This window comes from Rhizobium sp. BK661 (assembly GCF_024808825.1).
GTDB lineage: Bacteria > Pseudomonadota > Alphaproteobacteria > Rhizobiales > Rhizobiaceae > Rhizobium.
In genome coordinates, this window is sequence record NZ_JANTYT010000009.1 from 149,791 (window position 1) to 164,005 (window position 14,215).

General features: G+C 59.3%; 18 protein-coding genes. 11 read left to right on the top strand and 7 right to left on the bottom strand.

What is annotated here, in order from left to right; genetic code table 11:
- The first annotated feature begins 49 nt into the window (after positions 1–49).
- The 3 genes from FHX16_RS19250 to hflX all read left to right on the top strand — a co-directional run bounded on the left by FHX16_RS19250 (position 50) and on the right by hflX (position 2,678).
- Entirely contained in the window at positions 50–913 is an 864-nt protein-coding gene (locus tag FHX16_RS19250) for a D-amino-acid transaminase (RefSeq protein WP_183864197.1), read from the top strand.
- Positions 914–1,023: 110 nt separating this feature from the next.
- On the top strand, positions 1,024–1,266 hold the full coding sequence (gene hfq, locus FHX16_RS19255) for an RNA chaperone Hfq (RefSeq protein ID WP_064692060.1): 243 nt from the start codon (positions 1,024–1,026) through the stop codon (positions 1,264–1,266).
- A gap of 77 nt (positions 1,267–1,343) precedes the next feature.
- Positions 1,344–2,678, top strand: coding sequence for a GTPase HflX (gene hflX / locus FHX16_RS19260; RefSeq protein WP_183864198.1), 1,335 nt, complete (start codon positions 1,344–1,346; stop codon positions 2,676–2,678).
- A 69-nt stretch (positions 2,679–2,747) separates the two neighbouring features.
- Here hflX and mazG read toward each other — a convergent pair whose 3' ends face one another.
- Both mazG and FHX16_RS19270 read right to left on the bottom strand, forming a co-directional pair.
- Positions 2,748–3,581, bottom strand: coding sequence for a nucleoside triphosphate pyrophosphohydrolase (gene mazG, locus FHX16_RS19265; protein ID WP_183864199.1), 834 nt, complete (start codon positions 3,579–3,581; stop codon positions 2,748–2,750).
- Positions 3,582–3,587: 6 nt separating this feature from the next.
- Complete coding sequence (locus FHX16_RS19270) at positions 3,588–4,175, bottom strand: nucleoside deaminase (RefSeq protein WP_183864200.1); 588 nt, start codon at positions 4,173–4,175, stop codon at positions 3,588–3,590.
- Positions 4,176–4,437: 262 nt separating this feature from the next.
- Here FHX16_RS19270 and cysG point away from each other — a divergent pair, with 262 nt between their 5' ends.
- From cysG to FHX16_RS19295, 5 genes are read left to right on the top strand one after another with little or no spacing between them, the layout of a single operon-like run.
- Positions 4,438–5,874, top strand: coding sequence for a siroheme synthase CysG (cysG, locus tag FHX16_RS19275; RefSeq protein WP_183864227.1), 1,437 nt, complete (start codon positions 4,438–4,440; stop codon positions 5,872–5,874).
- 2 nt (positions 5,875–5,876) lie between these two features.
- Positions 5,877–6,191: a DUF2849 domain-containing protein gene (locus tag FHX16_RS19280; protein WP_016553863.1), complete on the top strand. Its 315-nt coding sequence runs from the start codon at positions 5,877–5,879 to the stop codon at positions 6,189–6,191.
- 8 nt (positions 6,192–6,199) lie between these two features.
- Positions 6,200–7,870, top strand: a complete 1,671-nt coding sequence (locus FHX16_RS19285) for a nitrite/sulfite reductase (protein WP_259129727.1) — start codon at positions 6,200–6,202, stop codon at positions 7,868–7,870.
- Between the two features lie 10 nt (positions 7,871–7,880).
- A complete protein-coding gene (locus tag FHX16_RS19290; RefSeq protein ID WP_183864202.1) occupies positions 7,881–8,393 on the top strand; it encodes a DUF934 domain-containing protein in 513 nt (170 codons plus the stop codon).
- Positions 8,394–8,432: 39 nt separating this feature from the next.
- Entirely contained in the window at positions 8,433–9,644 is a 1,212-nt protein-coding gene (locus tag FHX16_RS19295; protein ID WP_183864203.1) for a UbiH/UbiF family hydroxylase, read from the top strand.
- Here FHX16_RS19295 and FHX16_RS19300 read toward each other — a convergent pair.
- The 5 genes from FHX16_RS19300 to FHX16_RS19320 form a co-directional block, all read right to left on the bottom strand.
- Complete coding sequence (locus FHX16_RS19300) at positions 9,624–10,574, bottom strand: AEC family transporter (protein WP_183864204.1); 951 nt, start codon at positions 10,572–10,574, stop codon at positions 9,624–9,626. The two genes, FHX16_RS19295 and FHX16_RS19300, sit on opposite strands and share 21 nt — an antisense overlap.
- Positions 10,575–10,614: 40 nt before the next feature.
- Entirely contained in the window at positions 10,615–11,364 is a 750-nt protein-coding gene (locus tag FHX16_RS19305) for a cytochrome c biogenesis CcdA family protein (RefSeq protein ID WP_114712656.1), read from the bottom strand.
- A 183-nt stretch (positions 11,365–11,547) separates the two neighbouring features.
- A complete protein-coding gene (locus FHX16_RS19310) occupies positions 11,548–11,838 on the bottom strand; it encodes a hypothetical protein (protein WP_183756905.1) in 291 nt (96 codons plus the stop codon).
- A 259-nt stretch (positions 11,839–12,097) separates the two neighbouring features.
- Positions 12,098–12,325, bottom strand: coding sequence for a hypothetical protein (locus FHX16_RS19315; RefSeq protein WP_183864205.1), 228 nt, complete (start codon positions 12,323–12,325; stop codon positions 12,098–12,100).
- 163 nt (positions 12,326–12,488) lie between these two features.
- Positions 12,489–12,641: a hypothetical protein gene (locus tag FHX16_RS19320; protein WP_016553871.1), complete on the bottom strand. Its 153-nt coding sequence runs from the start codon at positions 12,639–12,641 to the stop codon at positions 12,489–12,491.
- A 477-nt stretch (positions 12,642–13,118) separates the two neighbouring features.
- Between FHX16_RS19320 and msuE the strand changes: the two genes are divergently transcribed.
- From msuE to FHX16_RS19335, 3 genes are all read left to right on the top strand, one after another.
- Positions 13,119–13,682: an FMN reductase gene (gene msuE / locus FHX16_RS19325; RefSeq protein WP_183864206.1), complete on the top strand. Its 564-nt coding sequence runs from the start codon at positions 13,119–13,121 to the stop codon at positions 13,680–13,682.
- Between the two features lie 19 nt (positions 13,683–13,701).
- On the top strand, positions 13,702–13,860 hold the full coding sequence (locus FHX16_RS19330) for a hypothetical protein (protein WP_183864207.1): 159 nt from the start codon (positions 13,702–13,704) through the stop codon (positions 13,858–13,860).
- A gap of 188 nt (positions 13,861–14,048) precedes the next feature.
- Entirely contained in the window at positions 14,049–14,180 is a 132-nt protein-coding gene (locus tag FHX16_RS19335; RefSeq protein ID WP_259129730.1) for a hypothetical protein, read from the top strand.
- Positions 14,181–14,215: the final 35 nt, after the last annotated feature.

Consider the following 14,215-nt stretch of genomic DNA (forward strand, 5'->3'; position numbering starts at 1 on the left):
CTGCGGCGCCGTCTCCCATTTTCCCGCACATATCCACGCACAGGTTTCCATGCCCAGAATAGCCTACGTAAACGGCCGCTATGTCCCACACGCGAATGCGATGGTCCATATCGAAGACCGCGGCTATCAGTTCGCTGACGGCGTCTACGAAGTCTGCGAGATAAGACACGGCTATATTGTTGATCTTACCCGCCACCTGAACAGGCTGGAGCGGTCACTGGGTGAGTTGCGCATTGCCTGGCCGATGAGCCGCAATGCGTTGACTCGAGTTATTCGCGAAACTGTGCGACGCAATCGGGTTCGTAACGGCCTCTTCTATCTGCAGGTCACCCGCGGTGTTGCGCGACGTGACCATGTGTTTCCAGTCGAGGGAACGCCATCCTCCCTGGTGATCACCGCCAAGAGCACGGATCCCTCTGTTATCGCGAAAAAGAATGCGACGGGCATCAAGGCGATCACGGTTGCGGACAATCGCTGGGACCGAGTCGACATCAAGTCCGTCGGCCTCCTGCCGAACACCCTGGCGCGCCAGCAGGCGAAAGAAGCCGGTGCGCAGGAAGCGATCTATGTCGACGCGGACGGCATGGTGAAGGAGGGAGCCGCCACCAACGTCTGGATCGTCGATCGTGACGGCACACTCGTTACGCGCCCGGCCGACCGCGGTATCCTCCGCGGCATCACCCGCACGACGCTGATCGACGTGGTAGCCAAGCTGGGAGTGAGAATCGAGGAGCGGAAATTCTCGGTCGCGGAGATGCTCGCCGCACGCGAAGTCTTCATCACAGCTGCCACGAGCATCTGCTTTCCGGTTGTGTCGATCGATGCGCAAACGATCGCAAATGGCCATCCCGGCAGTGTCTCCCAGAAAATCCGGGAAGCCTTTTTCGACGTTGCGGAAAAGATTGCGATTTGATACCAAGACTTTCTGGGCAGAGGGGATGAGGGTTGTCAGCTGCCTGCAGGCGAGGTTGATTAGTATTCCACCGGCAAAACAAAGCCGGCAATAAAGAAAGAAGCGGCGCGATGGCGGAACGTTCTCAGAATTTGCAGGACCTATTTCTCAATACTGTTCGCAAGCAAAAGATTTCCCTGACAATTTTTCTCATTAACGGCGTTAAGCTGACGGGCGTCGTTACGTCCTTCGACAACTTCTGTGTTTTGCTTCGCCGTGACGGCCATTCGCAACTCGTGTATAAGCACGCAATCTCGACCATCATGCCCGGCCAACCGATGCAGATGTTCGAAAACGAAGAAGCCGCCTCCTAACGGGACCTGCAATTATCTCGACACGCGATACCAAGAACGATTCGATCATCCCGGAAGCTTTAAAGCACCGGGATGATATGCGCGCGACTGTTGTCGTGCCTGTGCTCAAACAGCCGCGTGCTGGGCGGGGAGGCGGCGATTCTACGCCCCTGGTTACACGCACACCAGAAAGTCGCCTGGAAGAGGCGACTGGCCTTGCCCAGGCTATCGACCTTGATGTCGTGCACGGCACTATCGTGTCCGTCAACGATCCGAGGCCCGCGACGCTGATGGGCACCGGCAAGATCGCAGAGATCAAGGCAACGTTGGATGCCAACGATTCCGGCCTCGTGATCGTCGATCACCCGTTGACACCAGTGCAGCAGCGCAATCTCGAGAAGGAATGGAACGCCAAGGTTATTGACCGCACCGGTCTTATCCTTGAGATCTTCGGCCGACGCGCGTCGACCAAGGAAGGCACGCTGCAGGTCGATCTGGCGCACCTGAATTACCAGAAGGGCCGTCTGGTCCGCAGTTGGACCCACCTTGAACGCCAGCGCGGTGGCGGTGGCTTCATGGGTGGTCCCGGTGAAACCCAGATCGAAGCCGACCGCCGTTTGCTGCAAGACCGTATCATCAAGCTCGAGCGTGAGCTTGAGCAGGTGGTGCGCACGCGCCAACTCCATCGCGCGAAGCGCAAGAAGGTGCCACATCCCATCGTTGCGCTCGTCGGCTATACCAACGCCGGCAAGTCAACGCTTTTTAACCGCATCACGGGTGCAGGCGTGCTTGCCGAAGATATGCTCTTCGCAACGCTCGACCCGACGCTGCGCCGGATGAAGTTGCCACATGGCCGTACCGTGATCCTCTCAGACACCGTTGGTTTCATTTCGGACCTTCCGACCCATCTTGTCGCCGCTTTCCGCGCGACGCTGGAAGAGGTGTTGGAAGCGGACTTGATCCTTCATGTCCGCGACATGTCCGACGTCGACAATCAGGCGCAGAGTGCCGACGTGCTCCGCATCTTGAAGGACCTCGGCATCGACGAGGAAGAGGGCGACAAGCGGATCATCGAAGTCTGGAACAAGATCGATCGCCTTGAGCCGGAAGCGCACGATGCGATCGTGCAGAAGGCAAGTAGTGCCGAGAACGTCGTCGCCCTGTCCGCGATCAGCGGCGAGGGCGTCGATACGCTAATGGGAGAGATCAGCCGCAGGCTGTCGGGCGTGCTGACGGAGGCGACAGTACGCCTGCCTGTCGACAGGCTCGCGCTGCTGCCGTGGCTTTACGATCATGCGATTGTCGATAGCCGCGAAGACAATGAAGACGGCTCCATCACACTTGACGTGCGCCTGTCTGAAGCTGAAGCGGTCGAACTGGAACGTCGCCTTGGCAACGGGACGAAAGCCGCTAAAGAGGACTGGGAGCGCTAACGCAAGCCCGCCGGGACGACCGGCTTCGCGCTTCCGCAAGCGACTGTCTTCGCGCTAGGTGTCCTGGGGTCAGCCCAGCCGCCGTTCGATTGCCTTCGCTGCCTGCCAGATTTCCTCCATCCGCTCCAGACTCGCAGCCTCCAGTGTCTCGCCTTCTGCATCAAGAACCGTTTCTATATGATTGAAACGTCGGCGAAACTTCGTGTTAGTACCCCGCAATGAGTCTTCAGGATCGGCCTTTACGTGCCGGCCAATGTTGACGACCGCGAAGATAAGATCGCCGAGCTCATCGCTGACCTTTGCTTGATCCCCATCAGCCAGCGCAACGCGCAGTTCGCCAATCTCTTCCTCGATCTTGTCGAGGATCGGTTCAGGAGCGGACCAATCAAATCCCACCTTTGCGGCGCGCTCCTGGAGCTTCAACGCTTCGGTGAGGGCAGGGAAGCTCCGTTGGACGGACCCCAGGAAACCAGCGTTGAAATCCTCGCCGAGGCCGCGCTTGGATCGTCGTTCCGCGCGCTCGCGTTTTTCGGCCTGCTTGATATCATCCCACTGCTTCTTCACCGCATCCGGCGTGTCTGCATCGGAACGGGCAAAGACATGCGGATGCCGGCGGATCATTTTCCGCGTGATCGCCTCGACGACGTCGCCAAATGAGAACTCGCCTGCCTCTTCCGCCATGCGTGCGTGGAAAACGACCTGCAACAGCAGGTCTCCCAGCTCTTCGCAAAGGTCGTCCATGTCATTGCGCTCGATCGCGTCGGAGACTTCGTACGCTTCCTCGATCGTGTAGGGCTTGATTGTCTCGAAGGTCTGGACGATGTCCCACGGGCAGCCAGTTTCGGGATTGCGCAGCGCGGCCATGATCTCGATCAGGCGGGAAATGTCTTTGGAGGCTTCCATGGTCACTCAGTTCAGTGGAATGTCGTTGTCGCTCTTCGATGCCTGGTAGCTGTTCGAGAGCGTGTCGTAACGCGCCTTGATGCGCGCAGTCTGTGCCTTCAACTCGGCCTTCAAATGCTCGTCTTCGGTCTCAACCAGATCGGCGACGGCAAAGCTGTTCCAGAATGCATTGCTGCGCCTGTAGCCGCCCGGTTCCAGGCCGAAAACCTCCTTCAGGATCTTGAGGTCGTGCGGAATGGCGAAGGCGTCGCGCGAATCCTCGTGGCTAAAGAAATAGTAGAAATTGTCGAACCCGGCCCAGGTGATAGCCGACATGCACATGGTGCAGGGTTCGTGCGTCGACAGAAAGATGAGATCCTTGGTGGCCGGCTTTTCGCCCAGTTCGTAGAAGCGCTTCAGCGTGTGCACCTCGCCATGCCACAGCGGATTTTCAAGCTCGTTGTTGGTCTCTGCGATGACGAGCGAGAGATCTGATTTGCGCAGGATCGCGGCGCCGAACACCTTGTTGCCGGCAGCGACGCCGCGTTCGGTCATCGGCAGGATCTCCTTTTCCATGACGTTGAGCAGGCGGGCGGCGATAGTCTTATCGGGCATGGCGTTCTCCTTGGTGGCTGCACTCTAACGGCAGCGGCAGGCGAGGCAAACGCCGATTTCGACAGCGAGCGGGATTTGTCACAGTCTTTCTGCTGCGCTGCGGCAGACGCAGGTGTGTCCGCTGCGCCGCACCGGTGACTTTTACTCAAATCATTGGAAGACCGAGTAAAAGAATACGCGCCCGCGCGGGCATTGGAATTTCTGTTTCTTCATTTGGTTGGGCAGAGAGTGCATATTCCGGCAACTTCGAAATGGATTGATGATGTCTCCCAAGACTGAACAACTGTCGGTATTTCCTGCCTTCTTCCGCGTTGAAGGCAGGATCGCGGCTGTCTTCGGCAATGGCGACGAGGCCTTCGCCAAGGTCCGCCTGCTCCTCAATACCCAGGCGCGGATCGTTGCCTATACGGACCGTCCTGAGGCCGATTACCATGCCTTTCTGATCGCCAACCGGATCGAGACCGTACGATCAGGCTTTGCTGCCGAACAGATCGTCGGAGCAACACTCGTCTTCGCGGCGACCGGAGATGCTGCGCAGGATCGCGCCATCGTTGAGGCGGCGCGCGCCGAGAAGGTGCCGGCCAATGCCGTCGATCAGCCTGATTACTGCGACTTCTTCACGCCAGCGCTTGTCAATCGTGCGCCGGTGGCCGTCGCTATCGGCACAGAAGGTGCCGGCCCGGTTCTGGCGCAGATGATCCGTGCACAGGTCGATCAGTTGCTTGCGCCGTCGCTCGGTCGTCTTGCCGATTTCGCGATCGGTTACCGTAAGGCTGTCGAGCAGATTGTGCCCAAGGGCGCTGCCCGCCGCCTTTTCTGGCGCCGCTTCTTCTCAGGCGCTGTCGCCGATGCTGTCGCGAACGAGAACCTGCCGCAGGCGCGGCGTGCGGCCAATGGCTTGTTGCAGTCCGCCGAAAAGGTCCAGGGCCACGTCTGGCTCGTCGGCGCCGGTCCCGGTGCCGCGGATCTGCTGACGCTGCGCGCCCAGCGTGTGATGATGGAGGCCGATGTCATCGTCTACGACGCCCTCGTGCCGCAGGAAATCGTCGATATGGGCCGCCGTGACGCCGAGCGTTTGTCTGTCGGCAAGCGTAAGGGATGCCATTCGAAGTCCCAGGAAGAGATCAACGATCTGCTCGTGCATCTCGGTCGCGAAGGCAAGCGCGTGGTTCGTCTGAAGTCCGGCGATCCGCTCGTGTACGGCCGGGCAGGCGAGGAGATGGCTGCACTGCGGGCTGCAGGCATTTCCTATGAAGTTGTACCAGGCATCACGTCGGCTTTCGCCGCTGCCGCCGATTTCGAACTGCCGCTGACGCTGCGGGGCGTGGCGTCGTCGCTGGTCTTCACCACTGGCCACGATCTGACCGGTGACGTCTTGCCGGATTGGGCGAGCCTTGCGGTCTCGGGCGCAACGATCGCCGTCTACATGGGTCGCACCGTCGCGGCATCCGTCGCCGAGCGCCTGATGCAGGCAGGCCTGCCTGCGGAAACGACCGTCGCCGTCATTGAGAATGCAAGCCGTTCCGATCGCCGCCTGCTGCATGGTATTCTGCGGGATCTTCCCGACCTGCAGCACCGTGACGAGTTGACCGGTCCGGTCATGGTTATTATCGGCGATGCGGTCGCAGGCGCCAATTTCGAACTGTCGGAACCGCTTGTGCGCGAACGCGCCCGGTCCGAGGAATTTGCAAGGAGCTGAACATGGTAGACAAGGTTCTCACCGCCAACCGCTTGACGGATGGCATCGCCGTCTGGCTGAACGCCAACGGCGAATGGGTTACCTCGCTGCAGGAAGCCCTTGTGGCTCGTCACGCCGAGGCCGTCGCGGCTCTGGAAGCGATCGGCAAGAAGTCCTATGCCGACAACCAGGTGGTGGACGTCGCCGTCGTCGAGGTTCAGGAGACCGATGGCGTGCTCTGGCCGCTGCGTCTTCGCGAGCGCATTCGCGCCCAGGGTCCGACCATGGAATACGCGCCGGGCTACCAGCCCGCCGACCCCGCATTCATCGCAGTCTGAGGAAGCAGATGTATCGTTACGACGAATTTGACCACGCTTTTGTCGCCGAGCGCGTCGAGCAGTTTCGCGACCAGGTCCAGCGCCGCCTTTCCGGCGAGCTTGCCGAGGATGCGTTCAAGCCGCTGCGCCTGATGAACGGTGTTTATCTGCAGCTTCACGCCTACATGCTGCGTATCGCAATTCCCTACGGCACGCTGAGCTCGCGCCAGGTGCGGATGCTCGCCCATATCGCGCGCAAGTATGACCGTGGCTACGGCCATTTCACGACCCGCCAGAACCTGCAGTTCAACTGGCCGAAGCTGTCCGAGATCCCGGATGCGCTGGCCGAGCTCGCCTCCGTCGAAATGCACGCTCTGCAGACGTCGGGAAACTGCATTCGCAACGTGACCGCCGACCATTTCGCCGGCGCTGCAGCCGACGAAGTCGCCGATCCGCGTCCCTACGCCGAAATTCTGCGCCAGTGGTCTTCTGTCCATCCGGAATTCTCGTTCCTGCCGCGTAAGTTCAAGATCGCCGTCACCGGCGCCGAGCGCGACCGCGCGGCGATCCAGGTCCACGACATCGGCCTGCATCTGAAGAAGAACGAGAAGGGCGAAATCGGCTTTGCCGTTTACGTCGGTGGTGGCCAGGGCCGCACGCCGATGATCGCCAAGCTGATCCGTGACTTCCTGCCGGAAGAGGACCTGCTGTCCTACACGACCGCGATCGTCCGCGTTTATAATCTCAACGGCCGCCGCGACAATAAATACAAGGCTCGCATCAAGATCCTCGTGCACGAAACAGGCACGGAAGAGCTGACCCGTCAGATCGAGGCCGAGTTCGCGGAACTCAAGGACTCCGAACTGAAGCTACCCGAGGCCGATGTCGAAGCGATTGCTACATATTTCGCGCCGCCGGCTCTGCCTGACCGTGCCGAAGGATGGGAAAACCTGGCTCGCTGGAAGAAGGCCGACCCGGCTTTCGCCCGCTGGGTGCAGCAGAACGTGCAGCCGCACAAGCATCCCGACTACGGCATGGTGACGATCTCGCTGAAGCCGATCGGCGGCATTCCGGGCGATGCTTCGGACAGCCAGATGGATGCGGTGGCCGATATCGCCGAGGAATACGCCTTTGACGAAGTTCGCGTCAGCCATGAGCAGAACCTGATTCTGCCGCATGTGGCACTTGCTGATCTCGAGGCTGTCTATCGCGGTCTGGTTGCCATCGGCCTTGCCGAAGCCAATGCCGGTCTGATCACCGATATCATTGCATGTCCCGGGCTGGACTACTGCGCGCTTGCCAATGCGCGCTCGATCCCCGTTGCGCAGGAAATCTCCCGGCGCTTCGGCGATCCGGATCGCCAGGCTGAAATCGGTGAGCTGAAGATCAAGATCTCCGGCTGTATCAATGCCTGCGGCCATCACCATGTCGGCCATATCGGCCTGCTTGGCGTCGAAAAGAAGGGCGCTGAGCTATACCAGATCACGCTTGGCGGTTCGAGCGACGAGCATACGTCGATCGGCGAGATCATCGGTCGCGGCTTCGAGCCGGACAAGGTGACCGACGCGATCGAAACGATCGTCAATACCTATCTGACAATCCGCAAGGAGCCGTCGGAAATATTCCTCGAAACCTATCGTCGCGTTGGTCCGCAGCCGTTCAAGGACGCGCTCTATGGTTCAGCGGCAGAAGCGGCCTAAGGAGAGGACGATGACCGAGATTTGGAGAGAAACCGGCTTCGTCGAGAACGATCCCTGGGTGATCGAGACGGAAGAGGTCAAGGCGGGCGAGGGACAGAAGCCCCTCCTTACCCTGGACGAGCTGATCGCCAAGGCCGACGAGAGCAATGAGGTCGGCTTCGGCGTGCTGATCAAGCCGGCGGACGACATTCGCAAGCTTGAGCCCTACCTTTATCGCCTGGAGATTGTCGCTGTTGCCTTCCCGGCGTTCAATGACGGTCGCGCCTTCAGCCACGCGTCCCTGCTGCGCGACCGCCTGGGATATACCAACGAACTGCGCGCCGTCGGGGACGTGCTGATCGACCAGATTCCGCTGATGCAACGGGTCGGCATCGACAGCTTCGCCGTCACCAACGAGACTGCGATAAAGCGTCTCACGGAACATCGTCTGCCGGGGATTCCGCATCATTATCAACCGGCTGTGCGTGACGCGGACGCCGGCAAGGGCTATAGTTGGCGCCGTCAGGCGAAGCCGGCTGCGTAAGCACCGGATCGCCGTCAAGGAATTTGACGGAACGGTGCAATGAAGACTTTTGAAATCGCGGTGATCGGTGGCGGCCTTGCCGGCATGATCGCCGCTATCGCCTTGGCTCGCGGCGGACGCAACGTTGCTCTCGTTGCTCCGCCGTCATCAGGCCAGGATAGGCGCACGACCGCGCTCATGGATCAGTCGATCCGTTTCCTCGACAGGTTGACCCTTTGGGAAAAGCTGCGTCCGGCGGCCGCTCCGCTTTCGACGATGCGGATCATCGACGGCACGAATCGCCTGTTGCGGGCTCCCGTCACCACCTTCCGGTCCGTTGAACTCGATCTCGAAGCCTTCGGCTACAATTTCCCGAACAAGGCGCTGATGGAAGTGTTGGAAGCCGCGATTGCCGCTGAAGGCAACATCACGTGCTTCAACTCGTTTGCCGACCTGATCGATATCAGTGCCGATTCCGTGACCATTACGCTTGCCGATGGCGAAGTCCTGTCGGCCTCGTTCGTGGTGGGCGCGGATGGGCGCAAGTCCAAGGTGCGCGAGACTGCTGGTATCGATGTGAAGACCTGGTCCTATCCGCAATCGGCCATGGTGTTAAATTTCCAGCACTCGCTGCCGCACGAAAATATCTCGACGGAGTTCCACACCGAAAGCGGCCCCTTTACGCAGGTGCCGCTGCCGGGCAATCGCTCAAGCCTCGTATGGGTTCAGAACCCGTCCGATGCGGTGGCTCGCAATGAACTCTCGCTTGTTGAACTGAGCAACGTCGTCGAGGAGCGTATGCAGTCGTTGCTCGGCAAGGTGACGGTCGAAGAGGGCGTGCAGCTCTGGCCCCTGTCAGGCATGATGGCCCATCGCTCCGGCAAGGGACGAATTGCCCTGATCGGCGAAGCCTCGCATGTCTTCCCACCGATCGGCGCACAGGGGCTCAATCTCAGCCTGCGCGATGTGCTGACGCTGTCGGATATTCTGTGCACGCGGCCTGAGCTGCCGATCGCTGCCGATGCCGGCGACCAGTTCGATCGCAAGCGTCGCGCCGATATCATGACCCGTACGGCAAGCGTCCATCTTCTCAATCGCTCGCTGCTGTCCGATTTCCTGCCGGTTCAGATGATGCGCGCTGCCGGCCTGCATATCCTTTCGGCGCTGCCGCCGCTGCGCAGCATCGTCATGCGAGAGGGCATCGAGCCAGGGCGCGGCTTCCGCGACATTCCGGGCGCGATCAGGGAAAGACTAAGCCGGAAGAAAGCCTGATTTGATCGCAATCAGGACGGCCGAGACGGTCACGACGGATAGCGCCGTCGTGATCAGGATCGTCGCCGAAGCACGCTCCTGCCAGACGCCGTATTGTTGTCCGATGACGAACACGTTGGTCGCCGTCGGCAATGCGGCGAGCAGCACTGCCGCATAGACCCAGATAGGGTCGAAGCCACCGACGGTGGTCAGGGCAAGATAGACGACGATCGGGTGAATGATCAGTTTTGCCGGAACGATGTAGCCGATCTCAACAGGCACGCGCTTCAATGGCCGAAGTGCCAGTGTCACCCCCATTGCAAAGAGGGCGCACGGCGCGGCAGCCTGCGCGAGATAGTCGACGAAGCGCTGGAATGCAAGCGGCTGATCGACGTGCAGGCCGGCGGCAACAAAGCCGAGGGCTGTCGATAGAATAAAGGGATGAAAAGCCACCTTCCGAGCGATATCGATCGCCAGGCGACCAACGGAGCGCCGGTCGTCGCCAGCCACCGCCATGAGCGCCGGAGCGACGATGAAATGCAACGCATTCTCCAGGCAGACAATCAGCGCCACCGGCACAGCCGCACTTTCACCGAGCGCCAGCAAGGCGAGACCTGGCCCCATATAGCCGATATTGCCGTAGGCACCGGCAAAGGACTGGATTGTGCAGTCTGCCAGCGAATTGCCCCGGACCCATCGGCCGATCGCAAACAGCACAACGAAGATTGAATAGGTTGCCGCGAGGTCGGTAGCAATGAAATCGATGCGCGTCAGATCCTCGAAGGGCGTGCGTGAGACTAGCTTGAAGAAGAGCGCGGGTAGGGCGGCATAGATGATGAAGGTGTTCATCCAGCCGAGCGCCCCGGCCGGCTGCTTCGTCACTTTGCCTGCGATATAGCCAATGAAGATCAAGCCGAAGAACGGCAGAAGCAGACTGACGATATCGGACAACCATTATTCCAATGCAAATTTCTGTAGGGCGGTTTTCCGCTTAGCCGATTTTCATCAGGATTGGAAAGGTCTGCTGGAACCAGATTGCGACATCACTGACGAAACCGAACATAAAAGCGAGACCAGTTAGGACGAGAAATACTCCCATAACTTTCTCGACAGTCCCGAGATGTCGGCGGAAGCGCGTCAGGAAGCCCATGAAGGCACCGGAAAAGCCTGCGGCAATCCAGAAAGGTATGGCAAGACCAAGGGAATAGACGGCCAGCAGACCGGCACCCGAGCCGACGGTTTCTCGCGAAGCCGCAACGCCAAGGATCGCGCCGAGCACGGGGCCGATGCAAGGCGTCCAGCCGAAGGCGAAGGCTAGGCCCATCACATAGGCGCCGGTCAATGTCGCCGGTTTGCCGCTGCCTTGAAAACGCGCCTCACGGGCCAGGATGCCGATCCGAAAGATCCCCAGGAAATTCAGACCCATAACGATGATGATCAGGCCGCCGATCTTCGCCAGCAGATCGAGATGTTGGCGAAGCGCCATACCAATGCTGGATGCCCCGGCCCCGAGGGCGACGAAAACGGTGGCGAATCCGAGCGTGAAGAAAAGGGCTGAAAACAAAACGTCCCGTCGGCCGTTCGGCACAACGGCGACCGCGTTGCCACCGCGGAATTGCTCGACGGAAATGCCAGCCATATAGCAAAGATAGGGCGGAACGAGAGGCAGTACGCAAGGAGACAAGAACGATAGCGCGCCCGCAAAAAGGGCGCTCAATAACGAAATATCGGCAATCGACACTTAGGCACTCCGGCGGCAGGCAATCATCGGCGGAGTCCTACCCCAGGCGAGGCTTCTGGGCCAATCACCTTTTTGCGCTTTCGGATAACCGAGCATCTGCCAAGAGCGCAAAGCGTCCCAAAGCAGAAATGGCGCGCCAAATGGCGCGCCATCAGGAAATTCAGGCGTTATCAGACGCCAGCATCAACGATCCCGGCAGACGGTCCGGTACTTGGTGATATAGTGATGATGGCTCTTCTTCTGGTAAGGCTCTTCCCAGCATCTTTGCCGCGATGCGTAACGGGGACGATCGTAATCATAGTCTTCGTCATCATAGGCATAGCGCGGACCATGCCTGTAATAGCGCGGAGGTGGCTGATCGTCATAGTAACGCGGGCCGCCACCGCCGAATTCGAAGTAGACGCCGTCTGCAAAGGCGGGCGCGCTCACAAGCAGCGTCGCGAGACCGGCGGCCGCAATAACAAGCTTTCTCATAGTCAGTCTCCATGTGTCTCTGACGTAGCGCCCTCGAAGCGCTCTTGGTTGAACAGATTAGGGCCGACGAATGAATGTGCACTGAAGCCGGCGTTCATCTTACAGTCATGCTTGGCAGGTTCCCGAACAGCGGTGATGATTCCCTAAATGGCCGATGCAGGGCGCTGCAGCAGGCCGGGCGCGTCAAGTGCGCGCTTTTCTTGAGCGCGTCGCAGGGCGGCGGCACGCTTAATTATCAACGCAGGATCGGTGTTGCCGGTCAGTGATCAGTGTCGGAAATATGCGGAACGTGCAGTATCTGGCCATCGAGCAGAAGCAGGAAATGTTCTTCATCGAGCCGATTCACGATCTCGCCTTCCTCCGTTATATAGTCAGTCTTGGGCGAAGCCGCGTTCTGGCCGGAAATCCTCATCTGCTGAATGACGACATAAGTCTTCCCTCTGTCGTCCTGACACCGAAACCGCCTTTCCTCTCTATAGTTCGACATGGCCGAGCCTCCATCGCATTGAACAGAATCTTTGCTCGCAGCAGTGCAATTTCAAGGCCTACCGATTCCCTCGAGCAGATTTTGCTTTCTGCGCGGAAAACAGCATCTGGAGTGGCAGCCGAGGGAGGCTCGGCTGGGTTCGATCATCAACCGTCTTGCGAGATCAACGGGCAGCATTCGCGACGCGATTGCCGGCGTTCTGAGTGGCGTTGACGGTATTGGCGGCATCACGCCCGACACCCTTGATGGTGTTTGCGCATGAGGTGAGGGCGATGAGCAGGCACAAGGCGGCAGCGACTTTGGCGGTGATCGTCATTGAGGCGTTTCCCAGTTGAAGATGTTAGGTAATGCGCGAGACCGCAAGTTGTTCAAAACGAACCAAATTCGCGCCTGAGCGAGTGCGGGAGACGAAGAGAGGGACGGCCACAAAGAAAGCCCGGCGGGATATAGTCCACCGGGCCTTTTAAACGGACCTACATAGGCGATGCTGGTCCGGCAGCGCAGATTTCAGACGCTGCAATCAACTAACGACCGACGCGGCCAAAAGTTCCTCAATGCTCGCCAAAACCGAGTGGCCGAAGAGGCGGCCTTTCACTAGCCCGAACCGGCCGGAAGCGGTGTACCGACTACATTCAATCTTGCGGTCGGCTTAGGCGAACGGCGGAAGCCAAGGTGTGTGTGATGGGGCGTATGAGAGCATCGAATTTCAAGCTCTCCCCGCACAAGGAAACTTCATTTCTTTTGTTCACTAATTTTATAGACAATATTCGATGCGATAACGAAGGAGAGATATATGTCGCTGCGATTGGTGGGCATTGCCGGTAGTTTCAACCGTCCATCCAAGACCTTTGCCCTCGTCGGGCACATTGCTGGGCTTGCTGCAGAAACCTACGGGTTCTCCAAGACGGTTTACGATCTCAAGGACCTGGGGCCTTCTCTCGGAACTGCCTTGTGGCGAAGCGAGTTGGATGAGCAGGCGAGCCAGGTGATCGATGACATCGTCAAAGCCGACGTTCTTGTTATCGGCTCGCCGACTTACAAGGGGTCTTACCCGGGCCTGTTTAAGCATCTGATCGATCTGATCGAGCCAGCCGAACTTCGGGCCAAACCGATCATCATTTCCGCAACCGGCGGTGGGGACCGCCATGCGCTGATTGTCGAGCATCAACTGCGACCGCTTTTCGGCTTCTTCATGGCCCACACACTGCCGACGGCCGTCTATGCCTCGGACCGCGATTTCGTCGACTACAAGGTTACATCCGAAGCGCTGTCTACCCGCATCGGCTCTGTCGTCGATGAGCTTGGCAGCTTCTCTTTCGTACCGTCCGCAAGGGGTTCGTTGCAGGCGGCCGAGTGAACGGGCGAGGGAGGGTGACATGGTCAGTACAGAGAAAGGCGAGCTTTGGAGTGTGTTCGACTTCGCGCGCCGCTACCGGCTGACGATACGCGAGCAGAATCGCCTCCTGATGCTGTTTGGTCCCGTCGCCGGTGCTGCGGAGTTGCTTGCGAATGCCAGGCGCAACCAACTGATTTGAGCGAGAGGAAGGAAAAATGAGGATGCAGTCTCTTTTTCTATGGTTCCGGTCGGTGATCCACCACGGTCTTTCGCAACCGGCCGGGTCATGGAGTGAACTGACTAGGGAAGGCGAGCCGACCGCCCGCGATTACGAAATCTACTATTGGAACCCATCTCCCGGGCCCTGGTACTGAAAGAAGGATTGAGATGGTCGTTTTCGACGATCGCCGCGTCGCTCCGCGGTTCCGGTTTGCGGGTGCCGCAGCAGACCTTGCCGCCCAAGCGGCCACGATCCTCGCTTTCGGGTTCCTTTTCGCAGCCACCCTTGGGGTCTTCTAGGACCAATAGCTCGTTCATACGCCGCGATAAGGATT